At 59.1% G+C, this 18,254-nt stretch carries 11 protein-coding genes, 2 tRNA genes and 3 rRNA genes; 15 read left to right on the forward strand and 1 reads right to left on the reverse strand.

The features are described from left to right. Window positions 1-71: 71 nt before the first annotated feature. The 10 genes from msrP (at window position 72) to EJA05_RS04160 (ending at window position 11,195) form a co-directional block, all read left to right on the forward strand. Window positions 72-1,085: a protein-methionine-sulfoxide reductase catalytic subunit MsrP gene (gene msrP / locus EJA05_RS04110; protein ID WP_125857428.1), complete on the forward strand. Its 1,014-nt coding sequence runs from the start codon at window positions 72-74 to the stop codon at window positions 1,083-1,085. After that, on the forward strand, window positions 1,085-1,696 hold the full coding sequence (gene msrQ / locus EJA05_RS04115; protein WP_125857429.1) for a protein-methionine-sulfoxide reductase heme-binding subunit MsrQ: 612 nt from the start codon (window positions 1,085-1,087) through the stop codon (window positions 1,694-1,696). The genes msrP and msrQ overlap by 1 nt, the downstream gene beginning before the upstream one ends. A gap of 549 nt (window positions 1,697-2,245) precedes the next feature. Next, window positions 2,246-3,782, forward strand: a 16S ribosomal RNA gene (locus tag EJA05_RS04125). 85 nt (window positions 3,783-3,867) lie between these two features. Further along, window positions 3,868-3,944, forward strand: a tRNA-Ile gene (locus tag EJA05_RS04130). Window positions 3,945-3,968: 24 nt separating this feature from the next. After that, a tRNA-Ala gene (locus EJA05_RS04135) sits at window positions 3,969-4,044 on the forward strand. Between the two features lie 245 nt (window positions 4,045-4,289). Beyond that, window positions 4,290-7,191: ribosomal RNA gene (locus EJA05_RS04140) — 23S ribosomal RNA — on the forward strand. Window positions 7,192-7,324: 133 nt separating this feature from the next. After that, window positions 7,325-7,440 (forward strand): 5S ribosomal RNA (gene rrf / locus EJA05_RS04145). Together the 16S, 23S and 5S rRNA genes with 2 tRNA genes alongside form the textbook arrangement of a ribosomal RNA operon. Window positions 7,441-7,632: 192 nt before the next feature. Next, window positions 7,633-8,292, forward strand: coding sequence for a paraquat-inducible protein A (locus tag EJA05_RS04150; protein ID WP_125857431.1), 660 nt, complete (start codon window positions 7,633-7,635; stop codon window positions 8,290-8,292). Further along, window positions 8,279-8,902 carry a paraquat-inducible protein A gene (locus tag EJA05_RS04155; protein WP_125462576.1) on the forward strand — a complete coding sequence of 208 codons (624 nt, stop codon included), beginning with the start codon at window positions 8,279-8,281 and terminating at the stop codon, window positions 8,900-8,902. Before EJA05_RS04150 ends, EJA05_RS04155 begins: the two co-directional genes overlap by 14 nt. Further along, on the forward strand, window positions 8,895-11,195 hold the full coding sequence (locus EJA05_RS04160) for a PqiB family protein (RefSeq protein ID WP_125462577.1): 2,301 nt from the start codon (window positions 8,895-8,897) through the stop codon (window positions 11,193-11,195). The genes EJA05_RS04155 and EJA05_RS04160 overlap by 8 nt, the downstream gene beginning before the upstream one ends. A gap of 159 nt (window positions 11,196-11,354) precedes the next feature. Here EJA05_RS04160 and rpsT read toward each other — a convergent pair whose 3' ends face one another. Further along, window positions 11,355-11,633 carry a 30S ribosomal protein S20 gene (rpsT, locus tag EJA05_RS04165; RefSeq protein ID WP_003247625.1) on the reverse strand — a complete coding sequence of 93 codons (279 nt, stop codon included), beginning with the start codon at window positions 11,631-11,633 and terminating at the stop codon, window positions 11,355-11,357. Between the two features lie 251 nt (window positions 11,634-11,884). Here rpsT and murJ point away from each other — a divergent pair, with 251 nt between their 5' ends. From murJ to EJA05_RS04190, 5 genes are all read left to right on the forward strand, one after another. Beyond that, a complete protein-coding gene (murJ, locus tag EJA05_RS04170; RefSeq protein ID WP_125462578.1) occupies window positions 11,885-13,423 on the forward strand; it encodes a murein biosynthesis integral membrane protein MurJ in 1,539 nt (512 codons plus the stop codon). Between the two features lie 117 nt (window positions 13,424-13,540). Further along, complete coding sequence (gene ribF, locus EJA05_RS04175) at window positions 13,541-14,491, forward strand: bifunctional riboflavin kinase/FAD synthetase (protein ID WP_125857433.1); 951 nt, start codon at window positions 13,541-13,543, stop codon at window positions 14,489-14,491. Further along, window positions 14,488-17,319, forward strand: coding sequence for an isoleucine--tRNA ligase (ileS, locus tag EJA05_RS04180; protein ID WP_125857434.1), 2,832 nt, complete (start codon window positions 14,488-14,490; stop codon window positions 17,317-17,319). Before ribF ends, ileS begins: the two co-directional genes overlap by 4 nt. Continuing rightward, entirely contained in the window at window positions 17,312-17,824 is a 513-nt protein-coding gene (lspA, locus tag EJA05_RS04185; RefSeq protein ID WP_125462581.1) for a signal peptidase II, read from the forward strand. The genes ileS and lspA overlap by 8 nt, the downstream gene beginning before the upstream one ends. Further along, window positions 17,817-18,254 carry an FKBP-type peptidyl-prolyl cis-trans isomerase gene (locus tag EJA05_RS04190; RefSeq protein WP_110991776.1) on the forward strand — a complete coding sequence of 146 codons (438 nt, stop codon included), beginning with the start codon at window positions 17,817-17,819 and terminating at the stop codon, window positions 18,252-18,254. Before lspA ends, EJA05_RS04190 begins: the two co-directional genes overlap by 8 nt.

Here is an 18,254-nt window from a genome sequence, read left to right on the forward strand (position 1 = left end):
TTTAATCGTGGAATAACCTGCCGGCTCCATAGTCTTACGGGTACATCAGTTGCCCGTACTGTGGAGCCGTCATGCTCATCAAACTCCCCCGATCATCCGACTGCACGTCGGCACAGATCACCCCTGAACACCTCTACCTTTCCCGTCGCAGCATGCTGGGTGGCACCTTGGCAGGCATGGCCCTGGGCGCTTTGCCGCGTTTGGGTGTGGCCGCAGAGCCATCGCGCTATGCCGATGCCGCAGGCGGAGCGGCGCCTGCGTGGTTCACCGAAAAGCTGGGTGCCACGCGCTGGCAGGCAGTCACCGTGAAGGATGAGGCCATCACGCCGTTCAAGGACGCCACTCACTACAACAACTTCTATGAGTTCGGGCCCGACAAGGGCGACCCTGCAGCCAATGCGGGCAGCCTGAAGACCGAGCCTTGGAGCCTGGTGGTCGATGGGGAAGTGGCAAAGCCCGGGCGCTATGCGCTGGAGGACTTCGTCAAACCCTATCAGCTCGAGGAGCGCATTTATCGGCTGCGCTGCGTAGAGGCCTGGTCGATGGTCATTCCGTGGTTGGGCTTTCCGCTGGCGCAAGTGCTCAAGCAGGTCGAGCCTACTTCCAAGGCGCGTTATGTTCGTTTCGAAACGCTGCAAGACCCAAAGAGCATGCCCGGGCAACGCTCCGGTTTTGCCCTGATCGACTGGCCTTATGTAGAAGGGCTGCGCCTGGACGAAGCGATGAACCCGTTGGCGATCCTGGCTGTGGGCATGTATGGCCGGGAGTTGGCAAACCAGAACGGCGCGCCACTGCGTCTGGTGGTGCCATGGAAGTATGGCTTCAAGAGCATCAAGTCGATCGTGCGCATCAGCCTGGTGGCGGAGCAGCCGCATACCACCTGGCAAGGGCTGGCGCCGGATGAATATGGTTTCTATGCCAACGTCAACCCGACGGTCGATCATCCGCGCTGGACCCAGGCTCGCGAGCGGCGCTTGCCCAGTGGGCTGTTCAGCCCCAATGTGCGGGAGACGCAGATGTTCAACGGTTATGCCGATGAGGTAGCGTCGTTGTACACCGGGCTCGATCTGCGGAAGAACTATTGATGCGTTATCCCTGGTTGCGATTGGCGATCTTTGTGCTCGGCTGCCTGTTTCCGGCCTGGTGGCTGTATCAGGCGGCGACGGGGCAGCTCGACCCAGATCCGGGCAAGATCCTGGTGGATCGGCTTGGGCTGGGGGCGTTGGTCTTTCTATTGATTACCCTGAGCATGACGCCGCTGCAGAAATTGACAGGGTGGTCGGGCTGGGTCGTGGTGCGCCGGCAGCTGGGGTTGTGGTGCTTTGCTTATATAGTGCTGCACATGACTTCTTATATGGTTTTCATCCTGGGCCTGGATTGGGGGCAGCTGGGGGTTGAGCTGCGCAAGCGGCCGTACATCATTGTCGGCGCGTTGGGTTTCCTTGGGTTGCTGGCGTTGGCGGTCACCTCCAATCGCTACAGTCAGCGACGGCTAGGGGCGCGTTGGAAGAAGCTGCACAAGCTGGTGTATGTAATTCTTGGGTTGGGGTTGCTGCATTTCTTGTGGATCGTGCGTTCGGATTTGAAGGAGTGGGTCATCTATGCAGGGGTAGGGGCGTTGCTGATGGTGCTGCGAATTCCGGCGGTGGCGAAGCGAGTGCCCAGGTTTGCGGGAGGGCGTAAGAGGGCGGCCTGAGCGTGGGTTGCGTGTCTTGCCGTCTTTATCCGGTCGTTCTCCCATATTTCTGTTTCTTGAAATTAAAGGTTGACGGGGTTTCAGATCCCCTTATAATGCGCCCCACTTCCAGCGACAACGGAACGCAAAACTCCTTGAAATTCAATGAGTTAAGCGAATCGAAAGCTCCGGAAGCGTTTCGGTCTCACGATCGGCAGCGGTGAAAAAAGGTGGTTGACAGCAGGTTGTAACGCTGTATGATTCGCCTCCCGCTACGAGAGATCGCAGCGAGTTAAGCGGTTGAAGCTAAACGAGTTTCTCGGAAAGAACTTCAAAATAAACGCTTGACAGCCAATGAGGAAAGCGTAGAATGCGCGCCTCGGTTGAGACGAAAAGCTCTTAACCAAACGCTCTTTAACAAATTGAATCAAGCAATTCGTGTGGGTGCTTGTGAGTACGGACTGATAGTCAAAAAGATTATCAGCATCACAAGTGGCCATGCGAGAAATCACATAGTCATTTGAGATTGCTGAGCCAAGTTTAGGGTTTCTTAAAAACCCAAGCAGTATTGAACTGAAGAGTTTGATCATGGCTCAGATTGAACGCTGGCGGCAGGCCTAACACATGCAAGTCGAGCGGATGAGAAGAGCTTGCTCTTCGATTCAGCGGCGGACGGGTGAGTAATGCCTAGGAATCTGCCTGGTAGTGGGGGACAACGTTTCGAAAGGAACGCTAATACCGCATACGTCCTACGGGAGAAAGCAGGGGACCTTCGGGCCTTGCGCTATCAGATGAGCCTAGGTCGGATTAGCTAGTTGGTGAGGTAATGGCTCACCAAGGCGACGATCCGTAACTGGTCTGAGAGGATGATCAGTCACACTGGAACTGAGACACGGTCCAGACTCCTACGGGAGGCAGCAGTGGGGAATATTGGACAATGGGCGAAAGCCTGATCCAGCCATGCCGCGTGTGTGAAGAAGGTCTTCGGATTGTAAAGCACTTTAAGTTGGGAGGAAGGGCAGTAAGTTAATACCTTGCTGTTTTGACGTTACCGACAGAATAAGCACCGGCTAACTCTGTGCCAGCAGCCGCGGTAATACAGAGGGTGCAAGCGTTAATCGGAATTACTGGGCGTAAAGCGCGCGTAGGTGGTTCGTTAAGTTGGATGTGAAAGCCCCGGGCTCAACCTGGGAACTGCATCCAAAACTGGCGAGCTAGAGTATGGTAGAGGGTGGTGGAATTTCCTGTGTAGCGGTGAAATGCGTAGATATAGGAAGGAACACCAGTGGCGAAGGCGACCACCTGGACTGATACTGACACTGAGGTGCGAAAGCGTGGGGAGCAAACAGGATTAGATACCCTGGTAGTCCACGCCGTAAACGATGTCAACTAGCCGTTGGAATCCTTGAGATTTTAGTGGCGCAGCTAACGCATTAAGTTGACCGCCTGGGGAGTACGGCCGCAAGGTTAAAACTCAAATGAATTGACGGGGGCCCGCACAAGCGGTGGAGCATGTGGTTTAATTCGAAGCAACGCGAAGAACCTTACCAGGCCTTGACATGCAGAGAACTTTCCAGAGATGGATTGGTGCCTTCGGGAACTCTGACACAGGTGCTGCATGGCTGTCGTCAGCTCGTGTCGTGAGATGTTGGGTTAAGTCCCGTAACGAGCGCAACCCTTGTCCTTAGTTACCAGCACGTTATGGTGGGCACTCTAAGGAGACTGCCGGTGACAAACCGGAGGAAGGTGGGGATGACGTCAAGTCATCATGGCCCTTACGGCCTGGGCTACACACGTGCTACAATGGTCGGTACAGAGGGTTGCCAAGCCGCGAGGTGGAGCTAATCTCACAAAACCGATCGTAGTCCGGATCGCAGTCTGCAACTCGACTGCGTGAAGTCGGAATCGCTAGTAATCGCAAATCAGAATGTTGCGGTGAATACGTTCCCGGGCCTTGTACACACCGCCCGTCACACCATGGGAGTGGGTTGCACCAGAAGTAGCTAGTCTAACCTTCGGGAGGACGGTTACCACGGTGTGATTCATGACTGGGGTGAAGTCGTAACAAGGTAGCCGTAGGGGAACCTGCGGCTGGATCACCTCCTTAATCGACGACATCAGCCTGCTGATGAGCTCCCACACGAATTGCTTGATTCATTGTGTAAAGACGATGCTGTAACGCGACCCTGTATAGGTCTGTAGCTCAGTTGGTTAGAGCGCACCCCTGATAAGGGTGAGGTCGGCAGTTCAAATCTGCCCAGACCTACCAATTACTTGGTGCGGCTGGTCAAATGGGGCCATAGCTCAGCTGGGAGAGCGCCTGCCTTGCACGCAGGAGGTCAGCGGTTCGATCCCGCTTGGCTCCACCACTCTTTCAGGTTTCGCAGCACTGCTCAGAACTTAGAAATGAACATTCGGCAATGAATGTTGATTTCTGACTTTTGTCAGATCGTTCTTTAAAAATTCGGATATGTGATAGATAGACTGACACGCACTTTCACTGGTGTGTGATCAGGCTAAGGTAAAATTTGTGAGTTCTGCTCTTAACTGAGCGAAATGCGAATTTTCGGCGAATGTCGTCTTCACAGTATAACCAGATTGCTTGGGGTTATATGGTCAAGTGAAGAAGCGCATACGGTGGATGCCTTGGCAGTCAGAGGCGATGAAAGACGTGGTAGCCTGCGATAAGCTTTGGGGAGTCGGCAAACAGACTGTGATCCAGAGATCTCTGAATGGGGGAACCCAGCCAGCATAAGCTGGTTATCTTGTACTGAATACATAGGTGCAAGAGGCGAACCAGGGGAACTGAAACATCTAAGTACCCTGAGGAAAAGAAATCAACCGAGATTCCCTTAGTAGTGGCGAGCGAACGGGGACCAGCCCTTAAGTTGGTTTGAGATTAGTGGAACGCTCTGGAAAGTGCGGCCATAGTGGGTGATAGCCCCGTACACGAAAATCTCTTATCAATGAAATCGAGTAGGACGGAGCACGAGAAACTTTGTCTGAATATGGGGGGACCATCCTCCAAGGCTAAATACTACTGACTGACCGATAGTGAACCAGTACCGTGAGGGAAAGGCGAAAAGAACCCCGGAGAGGGGAGTGAAATAGAACCTGAAACCGTATGCGTACAAGCAGTGGGAGCCTACTTTGTTAGGTGACTGCGTACCTTTTGTATAATGGGTCAGCGACTTATATTCAGTGGCGAGCTTAACCGAATAGGGGAGGCGTAGCGAAAGCGAGTCTTAATAGGGCGCTTTAGTCGCTGGGTATAGACCCGAAACCGGGCGATCTATCCATGGGCAGGTTGAAGGTTAGGTAACACTGACTGGAGGACCGAACCGACTACCGTTGAAAAGTTAGCGGATGACCTGTGGATCGGAGTGAAAGGCTAATCAAGCTCGGAGATAGCTGGTTCTCCTCGAAAGCTATTTAGGTAGCGCCTCATGTATCACTGTAGGGGGTAGAGCACTGTTTCGGCTAGGGGGTCATCCCGACTTACCAAACCGATGCAAACTCCGAATACCTACAAGTGCCGAGCATGGGAGACACACGGCGGGTGCTAACGTCCGTCGTGAAAAGGGAAACAACCCAGACCGTCAGCTAAGGTCCCAAAGTCATGGTTAAGTGGGAAACGATGTGGGAAGGCTTAGACAGCTAGGAGGTTGGCTTAGAAGCAGCCACCCTTTAAAGAAAGCGTAATAGCTCACTAGTCGAGTCGGCCTGCGCGGAAGATGTAACGGGGCTCAAACCATGCACCGAAGCTACGGGTATCACCTTTTGGTGATGCGGTAGAGGAGCGTTCTGTAAGCCTGTGAAGGTGAGTTGAGAAGCTTGCTGGAGGTATCAGAAGTGCGAATGCTGACATGAGTAACGACAATGGGAGTGAAAAACTCCCACGCCGAAAGACCAAGGTTTCCTGCGCAACGTTAATCGACGCAGGGTTAGTCGGTCCCTAAGGCGAGGCTGAAAAGCGTAGTCGATGGAAAACAGGTTAATATTCCTGTACTTCCAGTTATTGCGAATGGAGGGACGGAGAAGGCTAGGCCCAGCTTTGGCGTTGGTTGTCCAAGTTTAAGGTGGTAGGCTGAGATTCTTAGGCAAATCCGGGATCTCAAGGCCGAGAGCTGATGACGAGTGCTCTTTAGAGCGCGAAGTGGTTGATGCCATGCTTCCAAGAAAAGCTCCTAAAGCTTCAGATAACTGGGAACCGTACCCCAAACCGACACAGGTGGTTAGGTAGAGAATACCAAGGCGCTTGAGAGAACTCGGGTGAAGGAACTAGGCAAAATGGCACCGTAACTTCGGGAGAAGGTGCCGCCGGCGAGGGTGAAGGACTTGCTCCGTAAGCCCATGCCGGTCGAAGATACCAGGCCGCTGCGACCTGTTTATTAAAAACACAGCAACTCTGCAAACACGAAAGTGGACGTATAGGGTGTGACGCCTGCCCGGTGCCGGAAGGTTAATTGATGGGGTTAGCGCAAGCGAAGCTCTTGATCGAAGCCCCGGTAAACGGCGGCCGTAACTATAACGGTCCTAAGGTAGCGAAATTCCTTGTCGGGTAAGTTCCGACCTGCACGAATGGCGTAACGATGGCGGCGCTGTCTCCACCCGAGACTCAGTGAAATTGAAATCGCTGTGAAGATGCAGTGTATCCGCGGCTAGACGGAAAGACCCCGTGAACCTTTACTATAGCTTTGCACTGGACTTTGAGCTTGCTTGTGTAGGATAGGTGGGAGGCTTTGAAGTGGGGACGCCAGTTCTCATGGAGCCATCCTTGAAATACCACCCTGGCAACCTTGAGGTTCTAACTCAGGTCCGTTATCCGGATCGAGGACAGTGTATGGTGGGTAGTTTGACTGGGGCGGTCTCCTCCCAAAGAGTAACGGAGGAGTACGAAGGTGCGCTCAGACCGGTCGGAAATCGGTCGTAGAGTATAAAGGCAAAAGCGCGCTTGACTGCGAGACAAACACGTCGAGCAGGTACGAAAGTAGGTCTTAGTGATCCGGTGGTTCTGTATGGAAGGGCCATCGCTCAACGGATAAAAGGTACTCCGGGGATAACAGGCTGATACCGCCCAAGAGTTCATATCGACGGCGGTGTTTGGCACCTCGATGTCGGCTCATCACATCCTGGGGCTGAAGCCGGTCCCAAGGGTATGGCTGTTCGCCATTTAAAGTGGTACGCGAGCTGGGTTTAGAACGTCGTGAGACAGTTCGGTCCCTATCTGCCGTGGACGTTTGAGATTTGAGAGGGGCTGCTCCTAGTACGAGAGGACCGGAGTGGACGAACCTCTGGTGTTCCGGTTGTCACGCCAGTGGCATTGCCGGGTAGCTATGTTCGGAAGAGATAACCGCTGAAAGCATCTAAGCGGGAAACTTGCCTCAAGATGAGATCTCACTGGGATCTTGAATCCCCTGAAGGGCCGTCGAAGACTACGACGTTGATAGGTTGGGTGTGTAAGCGCTGTGAGGCGTTGAGCTAACCAATACTAATTGCCCGTGAGGCTTGACCATATAACACCCAAGCAATTTGCGCGTAAGCCGAATTGTGGTGGTGAAGACGAAAGACCCGAAAGTTCGCAACATCACAAATCACATATCTGAATTAGCCAAGAGTGTTCACAAGACATTCTAGGCAACCGAATTTCTTGACGACCATAGAGCATTGGAACCACCTGATCCCATCCCGAACTCAGTAGTGAAACGATGCATCGCCGATGGTAGTGTGGGGTTTCCCCATGTGAGAGTAGGTCATCGTCAAGATTCATTCCGCAAAACCCCTATCTGCGCATGCAGGTAGGGGTTTTGTCTTTTCCGCCAGGACGAAATCAGCGCTCCTGGACAGTGAGCAGCGCCACCCGCAGGTGCTGGCATACAGTCCCTCACAATAGTCGTCTCCCACAATTCGAGTCAGAACACTAGAATAGAGCCGACGCATCCATTCAGAACCCTCTTATGCCCAACCCTGTCGATACGCAAGCGCTCGCACAGTTACCCCTGGACGAACTCGTAGCCTGCCACGAGTGCGACCTGCTGATGCGCAAGACGACGCTGCAAAACGACGAGAAAGCCCATTGCCCGCGCTGTGGCTACGAGCTTTATGCCCATCGGCATAACGTCGTTCCTCGCAGCCTGGCACTGGTCCTTACCGCCTTGCTGCTCTATGTGCCCGCCAACTTCCTGCCGATCATGCAGCTGCATCTGCTTGGCCAAACCTCGGACGACACCGTCTGGAGCGGCGTACTCGGCTTGTACAACTCCGAAATGCGCGGCGTCGCCGTGGTGGTGTTCCTGTGCAGCATGGCCGTCCCGCTGCTCAAATTGTTGTGCCAATTGCTGGTACTGCTGAGCATCCGTTTTGACGTCGGTCGCAGTTACGGTTTGCTGATCTATCGTATTTATCACCACTTGCGCGAGTGGGGCATGCTCGAGGTGTACTTCATGGGTGTGCTGGTTGCCATCGTCAAGCTGGTCGACCTGGCTGAACTGAGTATCGGCCTCGGCCTGTTCTGCTTCATCAGCCTGTTGCTGGTGCAGGTGTGGCTGGAAGTGGTGATGTCGCCGCACCAGATCTGGGTGGCCTTGTCCGGGGAGGATGTCCATGCGGGCGATTGATGCAGGCATTCTGGTCTGCGGTGAATGCCATGAGCTCAACCGCCGCGAAGCAGATACCACGTCGCAGACGTGCACCCGTTGCGGGGCCATTGTCCATGAGCGACGCCCTAACAGCATCGTGCGCACCTGGGCGCTGCTGATCACTGCGATGGTGCTCTACATCCCTGCCAACGTGTTGCCGATCATGACGGTCAGCGCGCTGGGGCAGGGCAGCCCCGACACCATCATGTCGGGGGTTATCACCCTGCTCAAGCACGGCATGTTGCCGATCGCCGCCGTGGTGTTCATCGCCAGCATCCTGGTGCCCACGTTCAAGCTGGTGGGCATTGCCCTGCTGCTGTACTCGGTGCAGCGCCACCAGCCGCTGTCGGCGCGCCAGCGCATTCTGATGTACCGCTTCATCGAGTTCATCGGGCGCTGGTCCATGCTGGATATCTTTGTCATTGCCATCCTGGTGGCGGTGGTGAATTTTGGCCGCATTGCCAGTGTCGAAGCCAACCTGGGCGCTGTCGCCTTCGCCAGTGTGGTGATCCTGACGATGCTCGCCGCCTTAACTTTCGATCCCCGACTGATCTGGGACAACACGGAGTCGGATGACGACCATGAGTGACTTGCCTACGGCTAAAACCCGCCCTGCTTCGAACTGGTCGGCCATCTGGATCCTGCCGCTGATCGCTCTGGCCATCGGTGGTTGGCTGGCTTGGCAGGCCTACCGTGACGCCGGTATCGAAATCCAGGTGCGCTTCGAAACCGGCGAGGGCATCGTCGCCAACAAGACCGAGGTCATTTTCAAGGGCATGTCGATCGGCAAGGTGACGGGCCTGGTGCTGGATAACAAGGGCGACAATCGAGGCGTGATCGCCACCATCGAAATGAACAAGGCGGCCGGGCCACATTTGACCAAAGGCACGCGCTTCTGGCTGGTAAAGCCCAGCGTCAGCCTGGCTGGTATCTCCGGGCTTGAAACCCTTGTCTCAGGCAATTACATCGCCGTGGAGCCAGGAGAGGGCGAACCGACCAAGCGCTTTACCGCGCTCAAGGAAGCCCCACCGTTGTCCGATGCCGAGCCCGGTTTGCACCTGACCCTCAAGGCCGAGCGCCTGGGTTCGCTCAACCGTGACAGCCCGGTGTTCTACAAGCAGATCCAGGTGGGCCGAGTGAAAAGCTATCGCCTGTCCGAGGATCAGGGCACTGTGGAGATCAAGGTCTTCATCGCGCCCGCGTATGCCAGCCTGGTGCGCAAGCACACGCGTTTCTGGAACGCCAGTGGCGTCAGCATCGATGCCGACCTGTCCGGCGTGAAGGTGCGCACCGAATCGCTTTCCAGCATCGTCGCCGGCGGTATCGCTTTCGCCACGCCAGAAAATCGCCAGGACAGCCCGCCCACTGACCCAAGCCTGCCGTTCCGGCTGTACGAGGATTTCGACGCCGCTCAGGCGGGTATCCGGGTGAAGGTCAAATTGAGTGATTTCGAGGGGCTGCAGAAGGGCCGTACCCCGGTGCTGTACAAGGGTATCCAGGTAGGCTCGCTCAAGGACCTGAAGATCGAGGGTGACCTGTCCAGCGCAATGGCGGAATTGACCCTGGACCCGCTGGCAGAGGATTACCTGGTCGAAGGGACCCAGTTCTGGGTGGTCAAGCCGTCCATCTCGCTCGCCGGTATCACTGGGCTGGAGGCGCTGGTAAAGGGTAACTACATCGCTGTTCGCCCGGGTGAGCCCGGTGCCAAGCCCTTGCGTGAGTTCGAGGCGCGGCCCAAGGCGCCGCCGCTTGATCTCAAGGCACCAGGCTTGCACATGGTGCTGTTCGCCGAAACCCTCGGCTCGCTGGAAGTGGGCAGCCCGGTGATGTACCGCCAGGTGCGCGTGGGCAGCGTGCAGAGCTATCAGTTCGCCCGCAACAGCAAACGCATCCTGATCGGCGTACACATCGAGAAGGAGTACGCCAATCTGGTCAACGGCTCCACGCGCTTCTGGAATGCCAGCGGTATCACCCTGACCGGCGGCCTCTCGGGGATTCAGGTCAAGAGTGAGTCGCTGCAGACCCTCATGGCCGGCGGTATCTCTTTCGACACACCCAAACCCGATGTACCGCTCAAACGGCGTATCCCGCGTTTCCGTCTGCATGAGAGCCAGGAGGCCGCCAACCGTGCCGGCACCCTGGTGACCATTCGCGTGGAGCGTGCCGATGGGCTGAAGCCGGGGACCTCGATCCGCTTCCGCGGGCTGGACGTGGGCAGTGTCGAGAGTGTGGACCTGACCAGCGACCTGCAGGGCGTACTGCTCAGGGCGCGTATTACCCAGGCCGCAGATCGCATTGCGCGGGTGGGGACACAGTTCTGGGTGGTCAAGCCGGCCCTCGGCCTGGTGCGCACCGAGAACCTCGATACCTTGGTGGGAGGGCAGTACCTGGAAGTGTTGCCGGCGCTCAAGGACAAGGGGCCGCAGCGTGATTTCATCGCCTTGGCCGATGCGCCGGAGGTGCAGGGTGAGGAAGTCGGCCTGCCGCTGACCCTGAGTGCGCCGCGGCGTGGCTCGATCAAGCCCGGGGTGCCGGTCACCTACCGTGAAGTCGCGGTGGGCAAGGTGGTCGGCTTCGAGCTGGGCCAGACTGCCGACCGGGTACTTATCCACATCCTTATCGAGCCGCGTTATGCAGGCCTGGTACGCGGCGGCAGCCGCTTCTGGAACAGCAGTGGGTTCGGTTTCGACTGGGGGCTGTTCAAGGGCGCCACGGTGCGCACCGAGTCGGTGGAGACCCTGATTGAAGGTGGTATTGCCTTTGCCACGCCGGATGGCGAGCAGATGGGCAACCCGGCACGGCCGCAGCAGACCTTCGCCCTGTTCGACAAGCCGGAAGATGCCTGGCTGCAGTGGGCGCCGAAGCTGCAGATCGGCAAGTGATGAAGGGCAGGGCCGTCATGCGGCCCTGCCCCTGTAGGAGCGGCTTTAGCCGCGAACACCCGCGCAGCGGGTGCCATCCATTGAGTTGCTTGCTGGCCCAGCAAATCGCAGGCATAAAAAAACCGACCCTAGGGTCGGTTTTTTCGACAAGAACGTCGCTTAGGCAGCTGCAGCTTCTTTCAGTGCCTTGATGTGGCCATTCAGACGGCCTTTGTGGCGAGCAGCCTTGTTCTTGTGGATGATGCCCTTGTCGGCCATACGGTCGATTACAGGCACAGCCAGAACGTAAGCGGCTTGCGCTTTTTCAGCGTCTTTTGCGTCAATGGCTTTGACTACATTCTTGATGTAGGTGCGAACCATGGAACGCAGGCTGGCGTTGTGGCTGCGACGCTTCTCAGCCTGTTTTGCACGTTTCTTGGCGGAAGGTGTGTTGGCCACCGTCGAGCTCCTCGAAAGACTTTAGGTAAATAGCAAACAAAATAGGCCGCGAATCATGCCGACGAGTCGAACGGATGTCAAGGCCACCTGCAAGGTTCCGCCGAGTGGTGGGTCAACAGCCAGGAAAGATTCCTTTCTGCTACGCGACCTGTAAACTCGGGAATTTTTGGCTCCCCTGCGAAGGCGCGGGAGTATCGCACATTCGGATGCCAACTGGCAGCGTCCTCCGTCCTCTGGCGTGAATCTTTTCGATGAACCTGCTCAAATCCCTGGCTGCGGTCAGCTCCATCACCATGATTTCCCGGGTGCTCGGCTTCGTGCGCGACACCATCCTGGCGCGGATTTTCGGCGCTGGCGTGGCCACCGACGCCTTTTTCATCGCCTTCAAACTGCCTAACCTGCTGCGGCGGATCTTTGCCGAAGGCGCGTTTTCGCAAGCCTTCGTGCCGATCCTGGCCGAGTACAAGACCCAGCAAGGCGAGGAGGCCACCCGAACCTTCATTGCCTATGTCAGCGGCCTGCTTACCCTGGTTCTGGCGCTGGTGACAGTCATCGGCATTCTTGCCGCGCCCTGGGTGGTCTGGGCCACGGCGCCAGGGTTTGTCGACAATGCCGAGAAATACGAGCTGACCACTTCGCTGCTGCGGGTGACCTTTCCTTATATATTGCTGATCTCGCTGTCGTCGCTGGCAGGCGCAATCCTCAATACCTGGAACCGCTTCAGCGTTCCGGCCTTCACCCCGACCCTGCTCAACGTGGCGATGATCGCCTTCGCCGTCCTGCTCACACCGTACTTCGACCCGCCGATCATGGCCCTGGGCTGGGGTGTGCTGGCCGGCGGCCTGGCGCAACTGCTATACCAGCTGCCCGCGCTGAAGAAGATCGGCATGCTCGTGCTGCCGCGCCTGAACCTGCGCGACGCCGGCGTGTGGCGGGTGCTCAAGCAGATGCTGCCGGCCATCCTCGGGGTATCGGTGAGCCAGATTTCGCTGATCATCAACACCATTTTCGCCTCCTTCCTGGTGGCCGGCTCGGTGTCCTGGATGTATTACGCCGACCGGCTGATGGAGCTGCCTTCGGGGGTGCTGGGCGTAGCCCTGGGCACCATCCTGTTGCCGACCCTGGCCAAGACCTACGCCAACAAGGACCGTGAAGAGTACTCACGGATTCTCGACTGGGGCCTGCGCCTGTGCTTCCTGCTGGTGTTGCCGTGCACCCTGGCCCTGGCGATTCTTGCCGAACCACTGACCGTGGCGCTGTTCCAGTACGGCAAGTTCACCGCCTTCGACGCGGCCATGACCCAGCGTGCCCTGATCGCCTATTCGGTGGGCCTGCTGGCGATCATCCTGGTCAAGGTGCTGGCTCCAGGCTTCTATGCCCAGCAGAATATCCGCACGCCGGTAAAGATCGCGGTGTTCACCCTGGTCTGCACCCAGTTGCTCAACCTGGCTCTGGTCGGCCCGCTGGCCCATGCCGGGTTGGCCCTGGCGATCAGCCTGGGGGCCTGCCTGAATGCCGGCCTGCTGTACTGGAAGCTGCGCAGCCAACAGCTGTACACGCCGCAAGCCGGCTGGCTGCTGTTCCTGCTCAAGCTTCTGTTGGCGGTGGGGCTGATGTCGGGCGTGCTGCTGTTGGGCATGCACTACCTGCCGGCCTGGGCGCAGGGCGATATGCTGGCGCGTTTCCTGCGCCTGGGCGGCCTGATCGCGGCAGGTGTGGTTACTTACTTCGGTTGCCTGTACCTGTGTGGTTTCCGCCCGCGGCATTTCGCCCGCAAAGCGCTGCACTGAGGCGCAAAAGGGTCAGGCGTCGGTTTTTCACATTCCACACACCCGGGTGGCGCTGCTGCCTGTCGTCAGCGCCCGGGTGTGGTTATAATCGGCCACTTTATGAGCAAGAAGCGCGTTATGCAGCTGGTTCGAGGTCTTCACAACCTGCGCCCCGAGCACCGGGGCTGTGTCGCCACCATTGGCAACTTCGACGGGGTCCACCGGGGTCACCAGGCGATCCTCGCGCGTCTGCGCGAGCGCGGCCAGGCACTCGGCATTCCCACCTGCGTGGTGATCTTCGAGCCGCAGCCGCGCGAATACTTCGCCCCCGACACCGCCCCGGCCCGCCTGGCGCGCCTGCGCGACAAGGTCGAGCTGCTGGCTGGCGAAGGTATCGACCGGGTGTTGTGCCTGGCCTTCAACCAGCGCCTGAGCAAGCTCAGCGCCGATGAGTTCGTCAAGGCGATCCTGGTCGATGGCCTGGGTGTGCGTCACCTCGAAGTGGGTGACGACTTCCGCTTCGGCTGCGACCGCGCCGGCGACTTCGATTTCCTGGTCGATGCAGGCGTGCGCTACGGCTTTACCGTCGAAGCCGCCAACACCGTGATCCAGGACGGCCTGCGGGTCAGCAGCACCGAAGTGCGCAAGGCCCTCAGCGAAGGCAACTTCGAACTGGCCGCGCACCTGCTGGGCCGCCCTTACCGCATTACCGGGCGTGTGCTGCACGGCCAGAAACTGGCCCGCCAGCTCGGCACGCCCACCGCCAACATCCAGCTCAAGCGCCGCCGCGTACCGCTGTCCGGGGTCTACCTGGCCAGCATCGAGATCGACGGCCAGCAGTGGCCGGGTGTCGGCAATATCGGAGTACGCCCCACCGTCGCCGGTGACGGGCGTCCCCACCTGGAGATTCATCTTCTGGACTACGCCGGTGACCTCTACGGCCGGCGTCTGACGGTGGAGTTCCACCACAAGCTGCGTGAAGAGCAGCGTTTCGCCTCCCTGGAGGCGCTGAAGTCGGCGATCGACGCGGACATCGCCGCCGCACGTGCCCACTGGCACGCTCAACCGCTAACGAAGAGCCTGAAATGACCGACTACAAAGCCACGCTAAACCTTCCGGACACCGCCTTCCCGATGAAGGCCGGCCTGCCTCAGCGCGAACCGCAGATTCTGCAGCGCTGGGACAGCATTGGCCTGTACCAGAAGCTGCGCGAAATTGGCAAGGATCGTCCGAAGTTCGTCCTGCACGACGGCCCGCCCTATGCCAACGGCAAGATCCATATCGGTCATGCACTGAACAAGATTCTCAAGGACATGATCGTCCGCTCGAAAACCCTGTCGGGCTTCGATGCGCCCTACGTGCCGGGCTGGGACTGCCACGGCCTGCCGATCGAGCACAAGGTCGAAGTCACCCACGGCAAGCACCTGACCGCCGACCGCACCCGCGAGCTGTGCCGCGAGTACGCCGCCGAGCAGATCGAAGGGCAGAAGACCGAGTTCATCCGCCTGGGCGTGCTGGGTGACTGGGACAACCCCTACAAGACCATGAACTTCGCCAACGAGGCCGGTGAAATCCGCGCCCTGGCCGAGATGGTCAAGCAAGGCTTCGTGTTCAAGGGCCTCAAGCCCGTGAACTGGTGCTTCGATTGCGGTTCGGCCCTGGCCGAAGCCGAAGTCGAATACGCCGACAAGAAATCCCAGACCATCGACGTGGCCTTCCCGGTCGCCGACGACGCCAAGCTGGCCGCCGCCTTCGGCCTGGCCTCGCTGGCCAAGCCGGCGGCCATCGTGATCTGGACCACCACCCCGTGGACCATCCCGGCCAACCAGGCGCTGAACATCCACCCCGAGTTCAAGTACGCCCTGGTCGATACCGGCGAGCGCCTGCTGGTGCTGGCCGAAGAGCTGGCCGAGTCGTGCCTCAAGCGTTACAACCTTGAAGGTTCGGTCATCGCCACCGCGCAAGGTTCGGCGCTGGAACTGATCAACTTCCGTCACCCGTTCTACGACCGCCTGTCGCCGATCTACCTGGCCGACTACGTCGAGCTGGGCGCCGGTACCGGCGTGGTGCACTCGTCGCCTGCCTACGGTGAAGACGACTTCGTCACCTGCAAGCGCTACGGCATGGTCAACGACGACATCCTCACCCCGGTGCAAAGCAACGGCGTGTACGTCGAGTCGCTGCCGTTCTTCGGCGGCCAGTTCATCTGGAAGGCCAACCCGGCCATCGTCGACAAGCTGAGCGAAGTCGGTGCGCTGATGCACACCGAAACCATCAGCCACAGCTACATGCACTGCTGGCGCCACAAGACCCCGCTGATCTACCGCGCCACCGCGCAGTGGTTCGTCGGCATGGACAAGCAGCCATCCACTGGCGAGCCGCTGCGTGAACGCGCGCTCAAGGCCATCGAAGACACCAAGTTCGTCCCGGCCTGGGGCCAGGCGCGCCTGCACTCGATGATCGCCAACCGCCCGGACTGGTGCATCTCGCGTCAGCGCAACTGGGGCGTACCGATCCCGTTCTTCCTCGACAAACAAACCGGCGAGCTGCACCCGCGCACCGTCGAACTGATGGAAGAAGTGGCCAAGCGCGTCGAGCAAGAAGGCATCGAAGCCTGGTTCAAGATGGACGCCGCCGAACTGCTCGGTGACGAAGCCGGCCAGTACGACAAGATCACCGACACCCTCGACGTCTGGTTCGACTCCGGCACCACCCACTGGCATGTGCTGCGTGGCTCGCACGACATCGGCCACGCCACCGGCCCGCGCGCCGACCTGTACCTGGAAGGTTCCGACCAGCACCGCGGCTGGTTCCACTCGTCGCTGCTGACCGGCTGCGCCATCGACAACCACGCGCCGTACCGCGAGCTGCTGACCCACGGCTTCACCGTGGACGAGAACGGCCGCAAGATGTCCAAGTCGCTGGGCAACACCATCGAGCCTGAGAAGGTCAACAACACCCTGGGTGCCGACATCCTGCGCCTGTGGGTCTCGGCCACCGACTACTCCGGTGAGATGGCGGTTTCCGAGCAGATCCTGCAGCGCAGCGCCGACGCCTACCGCCGCATCCGCAACACCGCGCGCTTCCTGCTCTCCAACCTGTCCGGCTTCGACCCGGCCCGCGACCTGCTGCCGGCCGAAGACATGCTGGCGCTGGACCGCTGGGCGGTGGACCGTACCCTGCTGCTGCAGCGCGAGCTGGAAGAGCACTACGGCGAATACCGCTTCTGGAACGTCTACTCGAAGATCCACAACTTCTGCGTGCAGGAGCTGGGCGGCTTCTACCTCGACATCATCAAGGACCGCCAGTACACCACCGGCGCCAACAGTGTCGCCCGCCGTTCCTGCCAGACCGCGCTGTACCACATCAGCGAGGCGCTGGTGCGCTGGATCGCGCCGATCCTGGCCTTCACCGCCGACGAAATCTGGCAGTACCTGCCAGGTGAGCGTAACGAGTCGGTGATGCTCAACGGCTGGTACCAGGGCCTGAGCGAACTGCCGGCCGACGCCGAGCTGGACCGCGCCTACTGGGACCGCGTGATGGCCGTCAAGGCAGCCGTCAACAAGGAACTGGAGAACCAGCGCAGCGCCAAGGTCATCGGCGGCAACCTGCAGGCCGAAGTCACCCTGTTCGCCGAAGAGGGCCTGACTGCCGACCTGAACAAGCTCGGCGACGAGCTGCGCTTCGTGCTGATCACCTCCGCCGCCAGCGTGGTGCCGTTCGTCCAGGCCCCGGCCGATGCCGTGACAACCGAAGTCGAAGGCCTCAAGCTGAAGATCGTCAAGTCCGGCCATGCCAAGTGCGGCCGTTGCTGGCACTTCCGCGCCGACGTCGGCAGCCACCCGGAGCACCCGGAAATCTGCGCCCGTTGCGTCGACAACCTGAGCGGTGAAGGCGAGGTGCGCCACTATGCCTAACGCAGCTGGGCGCTTCGGGCGCCTTGCCTGGCTCTGGCTGAGCCTGGTGGTACTGGTCGTCGACCAGGCCACCAAGGTCTACTTCGAAGGGGCGTTGAGCCTGTATCAGCAGATCGTGGTCATCCCCGACTACTTCAGCTGGACCCTGGCCTACAACACCGGCGCGGCCTTCAGCTTCCTCGCCGACAGCTCCGGCTGGCAGCGCTGGTTGTTCGCCCTGATCGCCTTGGTGGTCAGTGCCGTGCTGGTGGTCTGGCTCAAGCGCCTGGGGCGCAACGAGACCTGGCTTGCCGTGGCCCTGGCCCTGGTGCTGGGTGGCGCGCTGGGCAACCTGTACGACCGCGTGGTGCTTGGCCATGTGGTCGACTTCATCCTGGTGCACTGGCGCAACACCCATTACTTCCCGGCCTTCAACGTGGCCGACAGCGCCATCACCGTGGGTGCGGTGATGCTGGCGCTGGATATGTTCAAGAGCAAGAAGTCCGAGGAGCCTGTCCATGACTGAGACACGTATTGGCCAGAACACCGAAGTGACCCTGCACTTCGCCCTGCACCTGGAAAACGGCGACACCGTCGACAGCACCTTCGACAAGGCCCCGGCCACCTTCAAGGTCGGCGACGGCAACCTGCTGCCAGGCTTCGAAAGCGCCCTGTTCGGTTTCAAGGCCGGTGACCAGCGCAAGCTGAGCATCGCCCCAGAGAACGCCTTCGGCCAGCACAACCCGCAGAACGTGCAGGTAATGCCGCGCTCGCAGTTCGAAGGCATGGAGCTGTCCGACGGGCTGCTGGTGATCTTCAACGATGCCGCCAACACCGAGCTGCCGGGTGTGGTCAAAGCGTTCGACGACAACCAGGTGACCATCGACTTCAACCATCCACTGGCTGGCAAGACCCTCAACTTCGAGGTGCAGATCCTCGACGTGAAGGCCCTGTGA

This window comes from Pseudomonas oryziphila, from assembly GCF_003940825.1.
Taxonomy (GTDB): Bacteria; Pseudomonadota; Gammaproteobacteria; order Pseudomonadales; family Pseudomonadaceae; genus Aquipseudomonas; species Aquipseudomonas sichuanensis.

Bases quoted from the DNA above. Each gene is read 5' to 3' on its own strand.
- msrP (WP_125857428.1), top strand. From the start codon at position 72: ATGCTCATCAAACTCCCCCGATCATCCGACTGCACGTCGGCACAGATC.
- msrQ (WP_125857429.1), top strand. From the start codon at position 1,085: ATGCGTTATCCCTGGTTGCGATTGGCGATCTTTGTGCTCGGCTGCCTG.
- EJA05_RS04150 (WP_125857431.1), top strand. From the start codon at position 7,633: ATGCCCAACCCTGTCGATACGCAAGCGCTCGCACAGTTACCCCTGGAC.
- EJA05_RS04155 (WP_125462576.1), top strand. From the start codon at position 8,279: ATGCGGGCGATTGATGCAGGCATTCTGGTCTGCGGTGAATGCCATGAG.
- EJA05_RS04160 (WP_125462577.1), top strand. From the start codon at position 8,895: ATGAGTGACTTGCCTACGGCTAAAACCCGCCCTGCTTCGAACTGGTCG.
- murJ (WP_125462578.1), top strand. From the start codon at position 11,885: ATGAACCTGCTCAAATCCCTGGCTGCGGTCAGCTCCATCACCATGATT.
- ribF (WP_125857433.1), top strand. From the start codon at position 13,541: ATGCAGCTGGTTCGAGGTCTTCACAACCTGCGCCCCGAGCACCGGGGC.
- ileS (WP_125857434.1), top strand. From the start codon at position 14,488: ATGACCGACTACAAAGCCACGCTAAACCTTCCGGACACCGCCTTCCCG.
- lspA (WP_125462581.1), top strand. From the start codon at position 17,312: ATGCCTAACGCAGCTGGGCGCTTCGGGCGCCTTGCCTGGCTCTGGCTG.
- EJA05_RS04190 (WP_110991776.1), top strand. From the start codon at position 17,817: ATGACTGAGACACGTATTGGCCAGAACACCGAAGTGACCCTGCACTTC.